The organism is Kitasatospora sp. NPDC028961 (assembly GCF_055564815.1).
On the sequence record NZ_JBVHVO010000042.1, the window covers coordinates 33,346 to 50,758 of the forward strand.

The 17,413-nt window shown below is 76.9% G+C and carries 17 protein-coding genes; 13 read left to right on the plus strand and 4 right to left on the minus strand.

All coding sequences use genetic code 11. The annotated features are described in order from the left end of the window. The first annotated feature begins 298 nt into the window (after positions 1-298). On the plus strand, positions 299-1,180 hold the full coding sequence (locus ACZ4UX_RS35835; protein WP_465709701.1) for an NAD(P)H-binding protein: 882 nt from the start codon (positions 299-301) through the stop codon (positions 1,178-1,180). Positions 1,181-1,237: 57 nt separating this feature from the next. On the opposite strand, the gene ACZ4UX_RS35840 is transcribed toward ACZ4UX_RS35835, so the two are convergent. The 4 genes from ACZ4UX_RS35840 to ACZ4UX_RS35855 all read right to left on the minus strand — a co-directional run bounded on the left by ACZ4UX_RS35840 (position 1,238) and on the right by ACZ4UX_RS35855 (position 4,312). Next, positions 1,238-1,795, minus strand: coding sequence for a TetR/AcrR family transcriptional regulator (locus ACZ4UX_RS35840; RefSeq protein ID WP_465709702.1), 558 nt, complete (start codon positions 1,793-1,795; stop codon positions 1,238-1,240). Positions 1,796-1,824: 29 nt separating this feature from the next. Beyond that, on the minus strand, positions 1,825-3,234 hold the full coding sequence (locus tag ACZ4UX_RS35845; RefSeq protein ID WP_465709703.1) for an amidase: 1,410 nt from the start codon (positions 3,232-3,234) through the stop codon (positions 1,825-1,827). Continuing rightward, positions 3,221-3,430, minus strand: coding sequence for a hypothetical protein (locus ACZ4UX_RS35850; protein WP_465709704.1), 210 nt, complete (start codon positions 3,428-3,430; stop codon positions 3,221-3,223). The genes ACZ4UX_RS35845 and ACZ4UX_RS35850 overlap by 14 nt, the downstream gene beginning before the upstream one ends. Positions 3,431-3,754: 324 nt before the next feature. Continuing rightward, on the minus strand, positions 3,755-4,312 hold the full coding sequence (locus ACZ4UX_RS35855) for a cupin domain-containing protein (protein ID WP_465709705.1): 558 nt from the start codon (positions 4,310-4,312) through the stop codon (positions 3,755-3,757). Positions 4,313-4,581: 269 nt separating this feature from the next. On the opposite strand from ACZ4UX_RS35855, the gene ACZ4UX_RS35860 reads away from it, so the two are divergent. The 12 genes from ACZ4UX_RS35860 (at position 4,582) to ACZ4UX_RS35915 (ending at position 17,249) form a co-directional block, all read left to right on the plus strand. Then, complete coding sequence (locus ACZ4UX_RS35860; protein WP_465709706.1) at positions 4,582-5,001, plus strand: RrF2 family transcriptional regulator; 420 nt, start codon at positions 4,582-4,584, stop codon at positions 4,999-5,001. Between the two features lie 71 nt (positions 5,002-5,072). Beyond that, complete coding sequence (locus ACZ4UX_RS35865; protein WP_465709721.1) at positions 5,073-5,936, plus strand: DsbA family protein; 864 nt, start codon at positions 5,073-5,075, stop codon at positions 5,934-5,936. A gap of 716 nt (positions 5,937-6,652) precedes the next feature. Continuing rightward, entirely contained in the window at positions 6,653-8,203 is a 1,551-nt protein-coding gene (locus tag ACZ4UX_RS35870; RefSeq protein WP_465709707.1) for an ABC transporter substrate-binding protein, read from the plus strand. Continuing rightward, positions 8,200-9,255, plus strand: a complete 1,056-nt coding sequence (locus tag ACZ4UX_RS35875) for an ABC transporter permease (protein ID WP_465709708.1) — start codon at positions 8,200-8,202, stop codon at positions 9,253-9,255. Before ACZ4UX_RS35870 ends, ACZ4UX_RS35875 begins: the two co-directional genes overlap by 4 nt. Further along, entirely contained in the window at positions 9,252-10,220 is a 969-nt protein-coding gene (locus ACZ4UX_RS35880) for an ABC transporter permease (protein ID WP_465709709.1), read from the plus strand. The genes ACZ4UX_RS35875 and ACZ4UX_RS35880 overlap by 4 nt, the downstream gene beginning before the upstream one ends. Further along, positions 10,201-11,274 carry an ABC transporter ATP-binding protein gene (locus tag ACZ4UX_RS35885; RefSeq protein ID WP_465709710.1) on the plus strand — a complete coding sequence of 358 codons (1,074 nt, stop codon included), beginning with the start codon at positions 10,201-10,203 and terminating at the stop codon, positions 11,272-11,274. Before ACZ4UX_RS35880 ends, ACZ4UX_RS35885 begins: the two co-directional genes overlap by 20 nt. After that, positions 11,271-12,347, plus strand: coding sequence for an ABC transporter ATP-binding protein (locus ACZ4UX_RS35890; protein ID WP_465709711.1), 1,077 nt, complete (start codon positions 11,271-11,273; stop codon positions 12,345-12,347). Before ACZ4UX_RS35885 ends, ACZ4UX_RS35890 begins: the two co-directional genes overlap by 4 nt. Next, complete coding sequence (locus ACZ4UX_RS35895) at positions 12,344-13,528, plus strand: acyl-CoA dehydrogenase family protein (protein ID WP_465709712.1); 1,185 nt, start codon at positions 12,344-12,346, stop codon at positions 13,526-13,528. Before ACZ4UX_RS35890 ends, ACZ4UX_RS35895 begins: the two co-directional genes overlap by 4 nt. Before the next feature lie 66 nt (positions 13,529-13,594). Continuing rightward, the gene (locus ACZ4UX_RS35900) at positions 13,595-14,779 is read left to right on the plus strand and encodes an LLM class flavin-dependent oxidoreductase (protein WP_465709713.1); all 1,185 of its coding nucleotides are present in this window, start codon (positions 13,595-13,597) and stop codon (positions 14,777-14,779) included. Further along, entirely contained in the window at positions 14,776-15,627 is an 852-nt protein-coding gene (locus tag ACZ4UX_RS35905) for an alpha/beta hydrolase (RefSeq protein ID WP_465709714.1), read from the plus strand. Before ACZ4UX_RS35900 ends, ACZ4UX_RS35905 begins: the two co-directional genes overlap by 4 nt. Continuing rightward, positions 15,624-16,142: a flavin reductase family protein gene (locus tag ACZ4UX_RS35910; RefSeq protein WP_465709715.1), complete on the plus strand. Its 519-nt coding sequence runs from the start codon at positions 15,624-15,626 to the stop codon at positions 16,140-16,142. The genes ACZ4UX_RS35905 and ACZ4UX_RS35910 overlap by 4 nt, the downstream gene beginning before the upstream one ends. 6 nt (positions 16,143-16,148) lie before the next feature. Then, complete coding sequence (locus ACZ4UX_RS35915; RefSeq protein ID WP_465709716.1) at positions 16,149-17,249, plus strand: LLM class flavin-dependent oxidoreductase; 1,101 nt, start codon at positions 16,149-16,151, stop codon at positions 17,247-17,249. Positions 17,250-17,413 lie beyond the last annotated feature (164 nt).

Here is a 17,413-nt window from a genome sequence, read left to right on the forward strand (position 1 = left end):
GCCCCGGCGCGGGAGCCGCCGACCCGCCGGGCCCGCACCGCCGACAGCCTGCGCCACCATGAGCAGAGCGCGAGGGCCGGGAACACCACCCGCACCCGGCCGTGCGTTCGTCCGGGGCTGGTGACACGGTCGCCGACGCTGCCCGGACTCCCCGGTGTCGGCCGGGGTCTCCAGGGAAGGCGGCGACACGCGGCGCCCGTCGAACGCGTCCCCGGCCGCACCGGGGGAAGGATGGGAGCTTCGGGCCGCCCCAGGCGCCCGACCCGAGGCCGAGCCGCCCCCGGACGAGAGGAAGCCCATGCAGATCGCCGTCACCACCCCGACCGGCAACGTCGGCCGCCACGTCGTCGCCACGCTGATCCGGGCCGGCGTCCGGCCGCGCGTCCTGCTGCGCGAACCCGGCCGGCTGGCTCCCGAGATCAGGGGCGAGGTGGACGCCGTGCGGGTCGACCAGTTCGACCCCGAGGCGGTGGCGGCCGCCACCGAGGGCGTCGACGCGCTGTACTGGGTGGACCCGACCACCGGCGGCGAGGACCCGCTCGCGGACTACGCCCGCGCCACCGCCGCCGTGGTCCGTGCCGTCACCGGCAACCGGATCGGCCGGGTGGTCTTCCAGAGCAGTGTCGGCGCCGAGAAGCGGCACGGCGCCGGCGAGATCGACGGCCTGGCGGGGACCGAGACCGCCCTGGACGACCTCGGGGTCGACGTCACCCATCTGAGGTGCGGCTACTTCTTCACCAATCTCGAACTCCAGCTCGACGCCCTCCGGGCGGGCACGCTCCAGGTGGTCCTCCCCCTCGATCAGCCCATGGCCTGGGTGGCACCGCGCGACATCGCCGAGGTGGCCGCCACCCGGCTGCTCTCCCCCGCCTGGTCCGGGCGGTGCGTGCGGGCGGTGCACGGACCGGCGGACCTGACCTGGCGGCAGGTGGCCGGAATCCTCACCGCCGCTACCGGCCGGCGGATCGGCGTCGAGCGGATCACCGACGACGCCATGCGCGCCGGGCTCCGGCGGTCCGGGATGACCGAGGGGCTGGTGGAGGCCGTGCTCGGCATGTCGACCGGCCTCCGTGCGGACTTCACGCCCGAACAGCGCCGCAGCGTCCGGACCACCACGCCGACCACGCTCGCCGCCTGGGCCTACGACCACCTCCGGCACCGGCTCGCCGACGGCTCCTGAGCGCGGCCCGCGCGGGGAGCGGGCGGAGGAACGGCGGGCCGCTCCGGAGCCGGCGCGTCACCCGGCGAGGAGCTCCCCGACGAGCCGGCGGGCGTACTCGGCGTCGAGGCCGGCCGGGCGGAAGAGGATGCGGTACATCATCGGGGCCACCACGCGGTCCATCACCGTCTCCACCTCGGGGGCGGGCTCCCCGCGGTCGCCCGCCCGGGCCAGCACGACGTCGACCTGTTCGGCCGCGTAGGCCGAGCACTGGCCGGCGTTGCTGCCGTCCGGGTCGCCGAGCAGGGCGTCGCGGATGTAGGCACGCCCCGACGGGGACGCCATCTCGTCGAGGAACTGCTCGGCCCAGGCGGTCAGGTCGGACCGCAGGTCGCCGTGGTCCGCCGGCTCCGCGTCGGGCCGCAGCCGCTCCACCGCGACGTCCGACAGCAGCTCCTGCAGATCTCCCCAGCGGCGGTACACCGTGGACGGGGTGACGCCCGCCCGCTGGGCGACCAGCGGAACCGTCAGCCCGTCGCGGCCCACCTCGGCGAGGAGTTCACGCACAGCGGTGTGCACCGACGCCTGGACCCGGGCGCTGCGACCGCCGGGGCGCACCATCTGCTTGCGACTCATGGGACCAGCTTAAAGCACAGTCCTTGCGTTTAGGGGGCGCCCACCCCGGTACCGACCGGCGCCGGCACGGGGGCCGGCCGCGACTGCTCGTAGGCGTGGCCGACCCGCAGGAGGAGGCGCTCCCCGAGGGGCCGGCCGAGCAGTTGCATCCCGATCGGCAGGCCCGCCGCGTCGTGGCCGACCGGGACGGTCAGCGCCGGCACCCCGGTGATGTTGGCGGGGGCACTGAGGCGCACCAGGGCGTCGGCGACGCCCTCGGACGTGCCGTCCGACCAGGTCACCGTCGTCTGACCGGCCCGCATCGCGGTCGTCGGGACCGTCGGGGCGGCGACCACGTCGACCCCGGCCAGCACGCGGGCCCACTCCTCCCGCATCAGGGTCCGGGAGCGCTGCGCCCGCAGGTAGTCCCCGGCGGTCATCAGCTCGCCGGCCTCCAGGAGGATCCGGACGTCCGCCTGGTACAGCTCGGGCACCGTCCGCAGGGTGCGCTCGTGGTACGCGCTGGCCTCCGGCGCCACCAGCCCCCAGAGGGTCGCCCGGATGTAGCGGGCCATCGGGATCCCGACGTCGACGAGCTCCGCGCCGAGGTCCGCCAGGTGCCCGATGGCGCGCCGGACGGCGGTCTCGACCTCCGGGTCGAGGTGGTCGAAGTAGTAGTCGCGCGGCACGCCGACCCGCAGCCCCGTCAGGTCGGTACCCGGGCCGGGCCGGTGGTCCACGGCGGCGGCGGCCAGCGAGGCGGGGTCGCGCGGGTCGTGACCGGCCAGCGCCGTCAGGACGACGGCCGCGTCCTCGACGGTGCGGGTGATCGGACCGACGTGGTCCAGCGACCAGGACAGCGAGGTGACGCCGTGCCGGGGGACGAGGCCGTAGGTCGGCTTGAGGCCGACGACGCCGTTGAGCGCGGCCGGCACCCGGATCGAGCCGCCGGTGTCGGTGCCCAGCGCGAAGGTCGCCGCACCCGAGGCGACGGCGACCGCGGAGCCGCCGCTGGACCCGCCGGCGACCCGGCCGTGGTCCCGGGCGTTGCGGGTCTGCGGGGTGGTCAGGCCGTAGGCGAACTCGTGGGTGTGCGTCTTGCCGAGCAGGATCGCGCCTGCCGCCGTCAGCCGCGCGGCGACCGTGCTGTCGGCCTGCGCGCGGTGGCCCTCGCGGACCCGGGAGCTGGCCGTGGTCGCGGTGCCCGCGACGTCGATCAGGTCCTTGAGACCCATCGGGATGCCGTGCAGCGCCCCCCGGAAGCGGCCGTGCGCCGCTTCGTGCTCGGCCTCGCGCGCCGCACCCCGCGCCTGCTCCGCGAGGACCGAGACATAGGCGTTGAGCTGCGGTTCCACCTGTTCGATGCGGTCGAGCACCGAGCCGACCAGCTCCACGGGAGACAGCCGCCGGGCCCGGATCTCGTCGGCCGCGGCGGCGACGGTGAGCTCATACGGCTGCATCGGACAGCTCCGTTCCCGCGCGGTAGACGATCGCGGGCGGGGTGTCCCCGAAGTCCAGCTCCCGCAGGACCGCGACGACGGCGTGGAGCTGGTCGGCGGTGGCCGCGACCGGCCCGTGCCGGTCGTCGGGCAAGGGAAGACCCGCCCGGGCGGCCCAGCGGGCCGCCTCCTGCGGCGTCAGTTCGGCGGCAGACATGGGTGTCCTCTCCTCGTCGGGACGGGAGCCGCGAAGCACTCCCGACACAAAAGCTAACAGTTTGCTTTAGCCGAACGTAGGTTCTACGGTCAGCTAAAGCAAATCAATTGCTTTTGCCGCCAAGGAGCCCCCTTCCATGCCCGGCGCCCCCTCCGACACACCCGCCCACCTCCCCCGCCGGGCCGCCCTCGGCCGCACGACCTCGTTCGTCCTCCACCGGCTCGATCCTGCCCGCCCTGCCGGCGGCCTCCAGTGCCCCGATGCCGCTCTCCGCGACGCCCGACCGCGGCCCGACCGCGGCGCCCGGCCGGGAAACGCCGTCCGCTACGCCTCGCCGGCGTCTCCGAGCGCGTAGAGGCCGGGGAGGTTGACCACGATGGCCTCCTGGGTGCTGCGGGCGATGACGACGACCGCCTCCTCGTGCGGGTCGGGGTTCTCCTCGCGGTGCGGGACGAAGGGCGGGACGAAGATGTAGTCGCCCGGGCCGGTGCGCAGCCGGATCTCCTCGGGCGTGCCGGAGGAGTCGTCGACGAAGACGAACTCGGGGTGTCCGCTGACGACGTGGATGGCGGTCTCGGACTCGCCGTGGTGGTGGTCCGAGGAGGCGGTCGCGGGGGCGACGTGGGTCTGGCCCATCCAGAGCTTCTCCGAGCCGACCGTCCGTCCGCTGATCGCGGCGAACCGCCGCATCCCGCCGGTCTGGGCGGTGTCGCCGTCCAGTTCACCGGCCCGGACGTGGTGCAGCCGGGCCCGCAGTCCGGTGGCGGCGGCGTCCGTGCCGTGCAGGTGCGGGTGGAAGCCGGTGCCCGCCTCCGTGACGACGGCCGTCTCCTCGCCGGAGGGGGCGGGCGCGGGGTCGTGCGGGTGGGAGTCGGCGGACATGGTGCTCCTCGGTCGGGTCGGAAGGGGCGTGGCGGGCGCGGAAGGATGCCCGGCGGCCGCACCGGGGGGCGGAACGGCACCGCCGCTCGGCGTGCGGCACCCGACGACCGGCGCGCGGCACCCGGCGACCGGCGGCCCGCGCCGGATGGCATCGGACGGTAAGCCCGGCGGCGAAAGGATGTCAAGAGGTGTCCTTTCGCGCGCGTCGGGCCCCGCCCTTGGCGGACAAGGCACTTGAGCACCGTGCCGACCAAGGGATACTCGGGTGCATGCACATCTCCGCCAAGGCCGACTACGCCGCCCGGGCGCTGGTCGAGCTCGCCTGCGACACCTCGCGCCCCCTCACCTGCGAGGCCATCGCCGCCTCCCAGGGCATCCCGTTCCGCTTCCTCAAGTCCGTGGTGGGTGAACTGCGACGGGCCGGGCTGGTCCGCAGCCAGCGCGGCTGTGAGGGCGGCTACTGGCTCGGCCGGGCGGCCGAGGAGATCACCCTGTTGGACGTGGTCCGCGCGGTGGACGGCGAGGTGATAACCCTGCGCGGCGAGCCGCTCGCCGCACTCGACTACCCGGGCCCGGCCCACGGACTGCCCTCGGTCTGGCGCAGCGTCGAGGAGCGCGCGGTGGAGATCCTGTCGGGCATGACCGTGGCCGGGCTGGTGCGCTCCGGCGAGCGGGTGGCGACCGCGTGAGCACGCCGGCCGGGGCCGGGGCGGCGGCCGCACCGGGGTCCGGGGTCGAGATCGTGGAGTACACCGACCCGATGTGCCCGTGGTCCTGGGCGGCCGAGCCGCGGCTGCGCGCCCTGCTCCGCGAGGCGGCGGGGCTCGGCCGGCACCGCCGGGTCTTCGGCGCCCTGTTCGACGACGACGAGGAGCCGGCTCCGGACGCCGCCGCCGAGACGGCCTGGTACGCGCGGTACGTGGAGCGGATCACCGACCACGCGGGCGCGCCGCGCGCCCTCCGACTGGGCTGGGTGGCGGCGAGCAGCCGCCCCGCCTCGCTGGCCGCGGCGGCAGCCGAGGCCCAGGGCCCGCTGGTCGCCGAGCGGGTGCTGCGCCGGCTGCGGGAGAGCGTCTTCGTCCTCGGCGAACCCGCCGACACTCCGGAACGGGTGCGCGCGGCGGTGGCGGGGGTGCCCGGCCTCGACGAGGCGCGGCTGCACGCCGATCTGGCCTCCGAGGCCGTCCGGGCGCGGATCCGCCGCGACCGTGCCGAGGCCAGGCGGCCGCTGCCGGAGGTGATCGGTCTGCGCGGGGACGGCCCGCACCCCGGGGCGGCGAAGGAGACCGAGGACGGCGGCCACCGGTACGCGCTGCCGACCGTGGTGTTCACCGGGCCGCGCGGGCGGCGGGTGGTGCCGGGCTGGCGGACCACGGACGAGTACCGGTCCGCGCTGGCGGCGGTCTCCCCCGCGCCGTTGCCGGCGGTGGACGGCGCCCCCACGGCCGCGCGGCTCCTGGCGCGGTACCGGAGTCTGACCGGGCCCGAGCTGGCCGGTGCGACCGGTGGGCTGCCGGCCGGCACGCTGCGGGTGCCGACCGCGAACGGGGACGTCCTGCTCCATCCGCAGGAACGCTCCGGGCCCGCCTTCACGGCGGCCCGCCGCTCCCCCGACCACGGCTGAGGGGCCCCGGACATCGCCCCCGCGTCCTCCGGAACCCGTGCCGGACGAACGCGTCCCACCTGCCGGGACCGGCCGCGGCAAGCGGCGAAGACGTCACACGGCGCGGCCCCGTACGACTCTGGCCGGGTGGGGCAACGGCGCTCCGTGGGCGTCGCAACGGCCCCGCGTGAACGGCGTGTTGAGGGCGTGTTGCAGCACCCCCCGCAGCAAAGAGACACCTTTTGGTGTCCATTGACAGCAGGCCGCTGACCTGGCCAGGATGAGTCCATGACCTCCACGCACCCCCTCCCGGTGCGCCGCTGGACGAGTCACCGACGCATCAGCAGCGCCCTCTGTTGTTGACCGCGTCCGGACCCGGCGGCCACCGCGCCGCCGAGCCCCGGCCGGCCCGGCCGAACCGCTCGTACGGGCCCTGACCCGGGACCACGCGTCCCCGGTGCCCGGCCGGGCCGGTACCGCACCGGCCGGCCCGCCCCCGCGCCACCCGGGTGACACCCGGCCCGACGGGCCCACCCGCGCCCGGCCCCGCCGCCCCGCACGCACCCGTCCGGCCTCGGTCGGCCCGGTGCGGCGCACCCTCCACCGCCCCGCTCCGCCCCACACCCCCGTGCCGCCGGCCGTCCCGGACCCGCACCCGCCCCATGCCCACGGCATGGCACGGCCCGGCACGGCCGCGCACCCTCCGACGCGCACCCTCCGAAAGGTGACCAACCGTCATGACCAGCTCCCCCGCCGACCGCCCGCTCCTCGGCAGACGTTCCCTGCTCGGCCTCGGCCTCGGGCTCGGCGCCTCCCTCGCCCTCGCCGCGTGCGCCGCTCCCGGCCAGGCCGGAACGGCCGGCGGCGGCCCCGGCGGCACCCTCAAGTGGGGCTGGGCGCTGCCGACTTCGTGGGACCCGGTGTTCTCCTCGGCCGGCTGGGACGTCCACGCGCTGTCGCTGGTCTACGCGGGCCTCACCAAGCTCGACGAGCAGGGCACCGCCGTCCCGGCCCTGGCCTCGGCCTGGGCGTTCAGCGCCGACGGCAGTGAGGTCACCTTCACCCTGCGCCCCGGGCTGACCTTCGCCGACGGCAGCCCGCTGGACGCCACGGCCGTCAAGAAGAGCCTGGACCGCGGCCGTACCGAGGCCAAGTCCCTGGTCGCCCCGCAGCTCACCGGAGTCCGCGAGGTGTCCGCACCCGACCCGCGGACCGTGGTGCTCCACCTGTCCTCGCCCGACTACCAGATCCCCAACCTGCTCGCCGGCAAGACCGGCCTGGTCGTCAACCCGAAGGCCTTCGAGTCGGACGCCGCCGGGCTGGCCACCCGCCCGGCGGGCGCCGGGCCGTTCACCCTCACCTCCTACACGCAGAACGCCAAGGCCGTCCTGCGGCGCAACCCCGGCTACTGGGACGCGCCCGCGATCAAGTTGGAGAACTTCGAGCTCTACCCGCTGCCGGACACCGCCACCGTGGTCGCCGGGCTGCAGTCCGGGCAGTTCGACGTGGCCCAGATCCCCGGCAGCCAGGTCGCCGCGGCCAAGGCGGCGGGCCTGGAGGTCCAGGTGATCCCGTCCCTGGTGGTGGCGGTCCTGGACGTCAACGTCGAGAAGGCGCCGTTCGACGACCCCCGGGTGGTCGAGGCGCTCAAGTTCGCGATCGACCGCGAGGCCCTGCTCAAGACCCAGCTCTTCGGCTACGGCGAGGTGAACTACCAGCCGTTCCCGAAGGGTTACGTCGGCCACGACCCCGGTTCGGCCGACCTCTACCGCTACGACCCGGCGAAGGCGCGGGCGCTGCTCACGGCGGCCGGCCACCCCGACGGCGTCGACCTCACCGTCACCACCACGGCCGCGCAAGGGCTGCCCGAGCAGCTCCAGGCCCAGCTGAAGGAGGTCGGCATCCGGGCCACCATCGACGTCGTCCCGGCGGCGCAGGCCACCCAGATCGTCTACATCCAGCACGCCCGCGCCCTGTTCACCGACCAGTTCGCGGGCCGCGACTCCGCGGCGCAGGCCTTCCAGGTGCTCTTCGGCGAGCAGGGCCTGATGAACCCGGGCCGGCGCACCCCGCCGGAGCTGGCCGCCGCCGTCGCGCAGGTCTCGCGCACCCCGCTGGACTCGCCGGAGTACCCGAAGGTCCTCCAGGCGGCGACCGCGCTCGCGGTGCGCACGATGCCCAACACCTTCCTCTACAGCGTCCCCCGGCTGCTGGCCCGGCGGAAGTCGGTCTCGCCGATCCCCGCGTTCACGGTGGTGCAGCGGTTCGAGGGGGTGACCGCGTCGTGAGCGCCGTTTTGCCGCACGCGGGCGCCCGGCGGGCGGGCCCGCTCGCCCGCCGGGCGGCGCGCGCCCCGCGCTCACTCGGGCGGGTGCTCGCGGGCACCGCCACCGTCTTCCTGCTCTCCTCGCTGCTCACCTTCGGCCTGGGTGCCCTCTCGGACGCCAACCCGGCCGCCGCCGTCCTCGGCGACACCGCCACCGCGGCCGACATCGCCCGGCTGGACCACGAGTTCGGCCTGGACCGGCCGCTGCCGGAGCAGTACGGCCACTGGCTGGCGGACGCGGTCGGCGGCGACCTCGGGACCTCCTGGTTCACCACCGTGCCGGTCGCCGACTCGATCGCCACCGCGCTGCCGGTCGACCTCTCCGTCGCCGGGCTGGCCCTGCTGCTGGCCGTCCTGCTGGGCGGCGCGGCGGGCATCGCGGCGGCGCTCGACAACGGCGGCCGGCTGGACCGCGCGATCACCGCCGTCTGCACCCTGCTCGGCACCCTGCCCGCCTTCGTGATCGCGATCGGCCTGATCACCCTGGTCGCCGTCCAGCTGCGGCTGCTGCCCTCCGGCGGCTACGTGCCGTTCTCGCAACAGCCCGGCGAGTGGCTGCGGTTCGCGCTGCTGCCCGCGTTGGCCCTCAGCCTGGACGCCGCCGCCGGGATCGCCCGCCAGCTGCGGACCTCGCTCGTCGCGGAGCTGCGCCGCAACTACGCGACCGGCGCCCTGATGCGGGGCCTGTCCGGCCGCCGGGTGCTGTTCGGCCACGCGCTGCGCAACGCCGCCGGACCGGCCGTCACGGTGCTCGGCATGAGCGTGCCGGTCCTCATCGGCGGCGCCGTGGTCACCGAACGCATCTTCAACCTGCCGGGCATCGCCCAGCTCTCGCTCCGCGCCGCCGAACAGCACGACGTGCCGGTGATCCAGGGCACCCTGCTGGTCACCGTCGCGGTCGTCCTGGCGGCCAACCTGGCCGTCGACACCCTCCTCCTCGCGCTCAACCCGGCGGCCCGCCGCGGGCCGCGGCCGGGCGGGCACGCGGTGCCGGCGACGGGAGGGGCCCGGTGAACTCCCCGCGCACCGCCCTGCGGGTACCGGTCGCCCGCGCCGCCTGCGCCGTACTGGCCGTCGTCCTGCTGCTGGCCCTGGCCGGCGGGTGGCTCGCCCCGGCGGACCCGCTGGCCCAGGACACCGCCCACGTGCTGGGCGGCCCCGGCGCGGACGACCTGCTCGGCACCGACTACCTGGGTCGCGACGTGCTGAGCCGGCTGCTGGCCGGCACCGGGCTCTCGGTGCTCGCCGCCGTCGAGGCGGTGGCCGTCGCCGCCCTGCTCGGGGTCGTCCCCGGCCTGCTGTCGGTACGGTTCGGCGCGGCCGGCTCCTGGCTGGTGCTGCGCGCCGTGGACTCCCTGATGACGCTGCCGTTCACGCTCTTCGCGATCGCCGCCGTCGGTCTGCTCGGCAACGGGCTCCACCAGGCGATGCTGGCGCTCGGCGTGCTGCTCTCGCCGCTGTTCTTCCGCGTCACCCGGGCCGCCGCGCTCGGCCTCGACCGCGCCCAGTACGTCGAGGCGGCCGAGCTGATGGGCGCCTCCCGGGCCTGGATCCTGCGGGTTCACGTCTGGCGCAAGGTGCTGCCGACCGTCGCCGTCACCACCGCGCACGCGCTGGCCACCGGGCTGCTCACGGTCGCCTCGCTCACCTTCCTCGGGATCGGTGTCCAGCCGCCGGCCCCGACCTGGGGCGGCATGCTGGCCGGCGATCTCGGCTTCCTGGCCCAGCAGCCGTGGGCGCCCGTCCCGCCCGCCGTCCTGATCATGCTCACCGTCGGAGCGCTGAACCTGCTCGCCGACGTCCTCGCCGACGCCGACCGCACCGGCGCCGTCGCCACCGGCCGCCGGAGCCGTGCCGCGGCGAAGCGGGCGGCGGGCGCCCGCGCGGGCCGCGGCGCCGCCGGGGCCCAGGCCGCACCACTGCCCGCGCCGACCGGACCGGAACGGAAGGAGCACGACCGTGCCCCCCACCCCGCCTGACCGCACCGCCACCCTGCGGGTGGAGGGCCTGCACGTGACCGTCGGCCACGGCCGCACCGAGGCCGTCCGGGACGTCTCGTTCGAGGTGTTCCCCGGCGAGGCCGTCGGACTGGTCGGCGAGTCCGGCAGCGGCAAGACCCTCACCTGCCGCTCGGTGCTGGGCCTGCCCGCGCCCGGGGTCTCCGTCGCCGCCGGACGGATCGTCCTCGGCGGCTCGACCGGCGCCGCCGGGGCGCGGCCCGCAGCGGACCTCACCGCCCTGACCGACCGCCAGTGGCGGGAGGTGCGCGGCAGCCGGCTCGGCGCCGTGTTCCAGGACCCGGGCTCGTACCTGAACCCCACCCTCACCGTCGGGCGCCAGCTCGGCGAGCCGCTGCGCCGCGGCGGGCTGTCCCGGCCCGCGGCCCGCCGACGGGCGGTGGAACTCTTCGAGGCCGTCGGCCTGCACGACCCGGAGCGGGTGCACGACAGCTACCCGCACGAGCTCTCCGGCGGCATGCTCCAGCGGGTCCTGATCGCGGTCGCGATCTCCGGCGACCCGCAGCTGCTGGTCGCCGACGAGGCCACCACCGCGCTGGACACCGTCGTCCAGGCCGAGGTGCTGGACCTGCTGGCCGGGTTGCGCGACCGGCACGCGCTGGCCCTCCTGCTGGTCAGTCACGACCTGGCCGTGGTCGCCGAGGTCTGCGACCGGATCGTCGTCCTGTACGCCGGCGAGGTCGTCGAGGAGGGCCGCACCGCCGACGTGGTCGCCTCCCCCGCGCACCCGTACACGGAGGCGCTGCTGCGGGTCGCCGCGCCGGGCCGGCGCGCCCGCCGGGAACTCGCCGTCATCCCTGGGCGGCCGCCCGAGCCCGGCACGGCCGGACCGGGCTGCCGCTTCGCCCCCCGCTGCGAGTACGCCACCGCCGCCTGCACCGGGCAGGGCGTCCCGCTCACGCCGCTCCCCCGCGCCGACGGCCGGGCGGTGCGCTGCCTGCGCGCCGGAGAACTGTCCCTCACCGGCGCCTCCGGACGAACGGACGCCCTCGAACGAACGGAGGTCCCGGTATGAGCACCGCCACCGCCCCGACCCTCCCGGCCGCCCAGGCCGGTCCGGCGGCCGCCACCCTGCGCGTCGAGGGCCTCGACGTCCACTACGGCCGCACCCCCGTCCTGACCGGCGTCGACCTGGAGGCGCGCGCCGGCGAGATCCTGGGCATCATCGGCGAGACCGGCTCCGGGAAGACCACGCTGGCCCGGGCCGTGGCCGGGCTCGCGCCCGTCACCGCCGGCCGGATCACCGTGGACGGCGCCGACCGCACCGCGCTGCGCGGCCGTGCCCTGCGGGCGGCCCGGCGGACCGGCGCGGTGCAGTACATGTTCCAGGATCCGCTGCGCTCCCTCGACCCCGACCTGACGGTCGACCGGCTGGTCGGCGAACCGCTCGCCGTGGCGGGCGTGCCCCGGGCCGAACGCGGACCGCGGGTGCGGGAGGCGCTCGACCGGGTCGGCCTGGACCCCGCGCTCGCCGCCCGCACCCCGGGCGCACTGTCCGGCGGGCAGCGCCAACGGGTCGCCCTGGCCCGGGCGGTCGTCGGACGGCCCAGGCTGCTGCTGGCCGACGAACCGGTCAGCGCCCTGGACGCCTCCAACCGCAACCACGTGCTGCGGCTGCTCGACCGGCTCCGCCACGAGCTGGGCCTGGCGGTGGTGGTGATCTCGCACGACCTCGACTCGCTGGCGGGCATCGCCGACCGGATCGCCGTCCTCTACCGCGGCCGGATCGTCGAACAGGGCCCGGCGGAGGCGGTGCTGGACAGCCCCCGGCACCCGTACAGCGCGCTGCTGGCCGCCTCCGCGCCGGGCCCGGACCCGGCGCGCCGAGCCGAACTGCGGCTCCTGCGAACGCCCGCCGGGTCCACCGGAGTCGCGGCGGCCGACGGCTGCGCCTTCGCGCACCGGTGCCCGTTCGCGGACGCGGCCTGCGCGGTGGTCCCGCCGCTCGGCCCGCCCACCGGGGGCGCCACCGCCAACGACGCGGGCCACGCCGCCGCCTGCCACCACAGCCCCGACTGGCGGGCCCGGCTGCCCCGCCGAGCGTTCCCCCCACCCGCCGCCACCCCCGACCCGGAGCACGCCCGATGACCCAGGCACCGACCGCCCCCGCCCGACCGGCGCCCCCGCCGCCCGACCTCGACGGCCTGCCCGCCCTGACCGCCGCCCTCGCGGCGCGCGCCGCCGAGCACGACCGGGACGCCACCTTCCCCACCGAGGGCGTCGCGCTCGTCCACCGGGCCGGTCTGCTCACCGCGACCGTCGCCGAACGGCACGGCGGCCCCGGCCGCGGTCTCGCCGACACCGTCCGCATCCTGCACGCCCTCGGCGCGGGCGACCCGGCGGTCGCCCTGGTCACCGCGATGACCCTGTTCGTCCATGCGGCCGAGGCCCGGGCACCCCACTGGCCGGCCGGCCCGCTGGCGCAGCTGCTCGCCGAGTCCGCCGAGCGCCCGACCCTGGTCAACCACGTCCGGGTGGAGCCGGAACTCGGCACCCCCGTCCGCGGCGGGCTGCCGGCCACGGTGGCCAGGCGGCGCGGCGACCGCTGGGAACTGACCGGGCGCAAGACCTTCTCCACCGGCGCACCCGCGCTGCGCTGGTTGCTGGTGTGGGCCCGCACCGACGAACCCGAGCCCCGGGTCGGCTCGTTCCTGGTCCGCGGTGACCTGCCCGGCCTCACCGTCGAACCCACCTGGGACCACCTGGGCCTGCGGGCCAGCCGCAGCGACGACGTGGTGCTGGACGCGGTACCCGTCCCGCTCGACCACACCGCCCGGCTCGCCGCGCCCGCGCCGGACGGCGGCCGCGACCCGCTCGGCGGCGCCTGGAACGCGCTCGGCCTGACCGCGCTCTACCTGGGCGTCGCCCGCGCGGCACAGACCTGGCTCACCGGCTTCCTGCACGAGCGGACCCCGAGCGCCCTGGGCGCGCCGCTGGCGAGCCTGCCCCGGTTCCAGCAGGAGCTGGGCCTGATCGACGTCGAACTCGGCGGCGCCGAACGGCTGGTGACCGCCCTGGCCACGGCCGTCGACGCGGGCGACCCGCAGGCAGCCGAGGAGTCGCCCGGCGCGAAGCTGCTCGGCACCCGCGCCGCCGTCGACTCCGTCCAGCGGGCCGTCGCGCTGGTCGGCAACCACGGGCTGACCCGGCACCACCCGCTCCAGCGCCACCTGCGCGACGTGCTGTGCGGCCGGGTGCACACCCCGCAGGACGACACCGTGCTGCTCGCCCGGGGGCGGGCCGCCCTGCTCCGGCCGCCGCTCGCCTGACCCGAACCCCCGAACCGCTCCCCCGAACCGCTCCTCCGATCACCCTGCTACGAAAGGCACTTCGCCATGCCCGTCGAGTTCATCGGCATGATCTCCACCCACGACGTCTCCGAGACCCGGCCCGCGTACGGCCCGGTGGTCGACCCCGACTACACCCGCCGGTTCGCCCGGGCCCACGAGGAGGCCGGCTTCGACCGCATCCTGGTCGCGCACTCGTCGGCCAGTCCCGACCCCAACCAGGTCGCCGCGTTCGCCGCCGCGAACACCGAGCGGCTGGGCCTGCTGATCGCGCACCGCCCCGGCTTCGTCGCGCCGACGGTCGCCGCCCGGACCTTCGCGACCCTGGACCAGTTCTCCGGCGGCCGGGTCGCCGTCCACATCATCACCGGCGGCCACGACGCCGAGCAGCGCCGCGACGGGGACTACCTGACCAAGGACGAGCGCTACGCCCGCACCGACGACTACCTGACCGTCCTGACCCGGGCCTGGACGGCCGAAGGGCCCTTCGACCACGAGGGCCCGTACTACCGCCTCGCCGACTTCCGGTCGGAGGTGCGGCCCGCCCAGCAGCCCCGCATCCCGCTGTTCTTCGGCGGCTCCTCCGAGGCCGCCTACCGGGTCGGCGGCAAGCACGCCGACACCTTCGCGCTGTGGGGCGAGCCGCTCGCGGAGACCGCCCAGCAGATCGCCTCCGTCCGCGCCGCCGCCACCGCCGCCGGCCGCGGCGACGTGCAGGGGATCAGCGTCTCCTTCCGCCCGATCCTCGGCCGCACCGAGGAGGAGGCCTGGGACCGCGCCCACCGCGTCCTGGCCACCATCAAGGAGCGCGGCGACGCCTTCGGGGGCCGCCGTCCGATCCTGCCGACCGGACCGGGGGCCACCCCGCAGAACGTCGGCTCCCAGCGCCTGCTGGCCGCCGCCGCCAAGGGCGACCGGCACGACCGGGCGCTGTGGACGGCCCCGGCCGCGGCGACCGGCGCCGCCGGGAACTCGACCGCCCTGGTCGGCACGCCGGAGACGGTCGCCCAGGCCCTGCTGGACTACGTCGACCTCGGCGCCACCACGCTGCTGATCCGCGGCTACGACCCGCTGGACGACGCCCTCGACTACGGCCGGGAGCTCATCCCGCTGGTCCGCCAGGAGGTCGCCCGCCGGGACGCCCGCGCGGCCCGCGCCGCCGAGGCCGAGCAGGCCGAGCGGACCGCGGCCGCCGTCGCGGTGGCCGGTGCGGTGGCCGGTGCGGCCCGATGACCACCGCCACCGCCGGCCCTCCCCCGGCCACGGCCACGGCCACCGACCCGTCGTCCCCGGTCTGGGAGCCCGCCGGCGGCGTCACCGTGCGCGGCACCGTCCTGCTGCTGCCCGGCCGCGGTGAGCACCCGGGCGTGTACGCCCGCTTCGGCCGCCGGCTGGCCTTCGACGGTTACCGCGTGGTCGCCCGGGCCTCGGCCGACATCGAGGGCGAGCCACCGGACCTGACCGGCGCGGTGACACGCGCCCGCGCCACCGCGCCGCCCGGCACCCCCGTGGTGCTGGCGGGCTCGGACTCCGGCGCGCTGCTCGCCCTGGCCGCCGCCGGAGCCGCCGCCGCCGACGGGCTGCTGCTCGTCGGCCTGCCCCCGACTCCCGGCAGCGGCGGCGACGGCGCCACCTGGACGGACGAGCTCGGCGCCCGGACGTCCTGCCCGGCGCACCGGGGCCTGCTGGCCGCCGACCCGGACTTCCGGCCGGGCGCGCTCGGCCGGGGCGTCCCCGCCGCCCTCGCCGCGGCGGCCGAGACCGCTGCCCCCGGCGTACCGGCCCTGGTGGTGCACGGCGCCGCCGACCCGGTGTCACCGCCCGCCACCGCCCGGTGGTTCGCCGGCCGGCTGGCCGCCGCACTCGTGCTGGTCGCCGACGGCCGGCACGACGCGCTCAACGACGCCGCCCACCGCAGCGTCGCGGCCGCCGTCGTCCAGTGGCTGGAGCGACTGCGCGGCGGCCCGCACCTGCCCGCCCAGCTCGTCACCACCGACCCGTCCGGCGCCGGCGACACCGGCGCCACCGCCCCGGGCGGGCGCACGCCCCGACCGTCCGTCCTGGAAGGAGACCCGGCATGACCACCCTCGACGAGCGGCCCGCGCTCGCCGGCCCCCGCGGAGCCGACCTGCTCCGCAGCGCCCTGCGCCGGCACGCGGCCGGCGTCACGGTGATCACCGTGGCGGGCCCCGGCGGCCACGCCGGCTTCACCGCCACCTCGTTCACCTCGGTGAGCCTGGAACCCGCCCTGGTGTCCTTCTACCTGTCGGCCACCGCCTCGGCCGCGCCCGCGGTACGGGACGCCGAGGCCTTCACCGTGCACATCCTGCGCGACGACCAGCAGGAGCTGGCGAACCGGTTCGCCCGCAGCGGCATCGACCGGTTCGCCGGTGCGGACTGGCGGCGCGGCCCTTACGGCACGCCGGTCCTGGCGGGCGCCGCGGCCCGGCTGACGGCCCGTCCGGTGCTGCTCCAGCCGGTCGGGGACCACCTGCTGGTCGTCGGCGAGGTGCTGGCCGTCGACACCGCCGGCGGGCCGCCGCTGGTCCACCACGACGGCGGCTACGGCGGGTTCACCCCGGCACGGGAGGACTGAGCCGCCATGGCGCTGACCGCCCACTGGTTCCTGCCGACGACCGGCGACAGCCGGCACGTCGTCGGCGGCGGCCACGGCTCCGTCCCCGGCCGGGCCGGGTCGGACCGCCCGCCGAGCATCGCCTACCTGGGCCAGATCGCCCGCACCGCCGAGCAGTTGGGCTTCACCGGAGCACTGACGCCGACCGGCGCCTGGTGCGAGGACGCCTGGCTGACCACGGCGATGCTCACCCGGGTCACCGAACGGCTGAAGTACCTGGTGGCCTTCCGGCCCGGCCAGCTCAGCCCGACGCTGGCCGCCCAGATGGCCGCGAGCTACCAGAACCAGTCGGGCGGCCGGCTACTGCTCAACGTCGTCACCGGCGGCGAGTCCGCCGAGCAGCGCGCGTACGGGGACTTCCTCGACAAGGCGGGCCGCTACGCCCGCACCGGGGAGTTCCTGGACATCACCGGCCGGCTCTGGCGCGGTGAACGGGTCGACCACCGGGGCGCCCACCTCCGGGTCGAGGGCGCCCGGTTGACCCGGCTGCCGGAGCCCGTCCCCGAGGTGTACTTCGGCGGTTCCTCCCCCGAGGCCGCCGAGGTCGCCGCCCGCCACGCCGACGTCTACCTCACCTGGGGCGAGCCGCCCGCCATGGTGGCCGGGACGATCCGGCGCATCCGCGCGCTCGCCGCCGGGCACGGCCGCAGTCCGCGGTTCGGCATCCGGCTCCACGTCATCACCCGGGACACCCCGGAGGCGGCGTGGGCGGAGGCCGGGCGCCTGCTCGCCGGGATGGCCCCGGCGCGGATCGCCGCCACCCAGGAGGCGCTCGCCCGCAGCGAGTCCGAGGGGCAGCGGCGGATGCGCCTGCTGCACGGCGGCTCGACCGACCGGCTGGAGATCGCGCCCAACCTGTGGGCCGGGATCGGCCTGGTGCGCGGCGGCGCGGGCACCGCCCTGGTGGGCGGCCATCACGAGGTGGCCGACCGGATCGAGGAGTACCACCGGCTGGGCATCGACGAGTTCGTCCTCTCCGGGGCGCCGCACCTGGAGGAGGCGTACTGGGTCGGCGAGAACGTCCTGCCGCTCCTCGCCGACCGGGGGCTCTGGAAGCGCGGGGGCTGACGCGGCCGGGGGGGGGGGGAGGGGGGGGGGTGGGGGGTGGGGGGGGGGGGGGGGGGGGGGGGGGGGGGGGAGTGGGGGGGGGGGGGGGGGGGACTAGCGGGTGCGCTGGTGTTCGCCCTGACGCTCGGGGCCGGCGCGGCTATCGCCGTCGCGGCGGTGGTGGT

Coding starts and splice junctions, on each gene's coding strand:
- ACZ4UX_RS35835 (WP_465709701.1), top strand. CDS start 299: ATGCAGATCGCCGTCACCACCCCGACCGGCAACGTCGGCCGCCACGTC.
- ACZ4UX_RS35840 (WP_465709702.1), bottom strand. CDS start 1,795: ATGAGTCGCAAGCAGATGGTGCGCCCCGGCGGTCGCAGCGCCCGGGTC.
- ACZ4UX_RS35845 (WP_465709703.1), bottom strand. CDS start 3,234: ATGCAGCCGTATGAGCTCACCGTCGCCGCCGCGGCCGACGAGATCCGG.
- ACZ4UX_RS35850 (WP_465709704.1), bottom strand. CDS start 3,430: ATGTCTGCCGCCGAACTGACGCCGCAGGAGGCGGCCCGCTGGGCCGCC.
- ACZ4UX_RS35855 (WP_465709705.1), bottom strand. CDS start 4,312: ATGTCCGCCGACTCCCACCCGCACGACCCCGCGCCCGCCCCCTCCGGC.
- ACZ4UX_RS35860 (WP_465709706.1), top strand. CDS start 4,582: ATGCACATCTCCGCCAAGGCCGACTACGCCGCCCGGGCGCTGGTCGAG.
- ACZ4UX_RS35865 (WP_465709721.1), top strand. CDS start 5,073: ATGTGCCCGTGGTCCTGGGCGGCCGAGCCGCGGCTGCGCGCCCTGCTC.
- ACZ4UX_RS35870 (WP_465709707.1), top strand. CDS start 6,653: ATGACCAGCTCCCCCGCCGACCGCCCGCTCCTCGGCAGACGTTCCCTG.
- ACZ4UX_RS35890 (WP_465709711.1), top strand. CDS start 11,271: ATGAGCACCGCCACCGCCCCGACCCTCCCGGCCGCCCAGGCCGGTCCG.
- ACZ4UX_RS35895 (WP_465709712.1), top strand. CDS start 12,344: ATGACCCAGGCACCGACCGCCCCCGCCCGACCGGCGCCCCCGCCGCCC.
- ACZ4UX_RS35900 (WP_465709713.1), top strand. CDS start 13,595: ATGCCCGTCGAGTTCATCGGCATGATCTCCACCCACGACGTCTCCGAG.
- ACZ4UX_RS35905 (WP_465709714.1), top strand. CDS start 14,776: ATGACCACCGCCACCGCCGGCCCTCCCCCGGCCACGGCCACGGCCACC.
- ACZ4UX_RS35910 (WP_465709715.1), top strand. CDS start 15,624: ATGACCACCCTCGACGAGCGGCCCGCGCTCGCCGGCCCCCGCGGAGCC.
- ACZ4UX_RS35915 (WP_465709716.1), top strand. CDS start 16,149: ATGGCGCTGACCGCCCACTGGTTCCTGCCGACGACCGGCGACAGCCGG.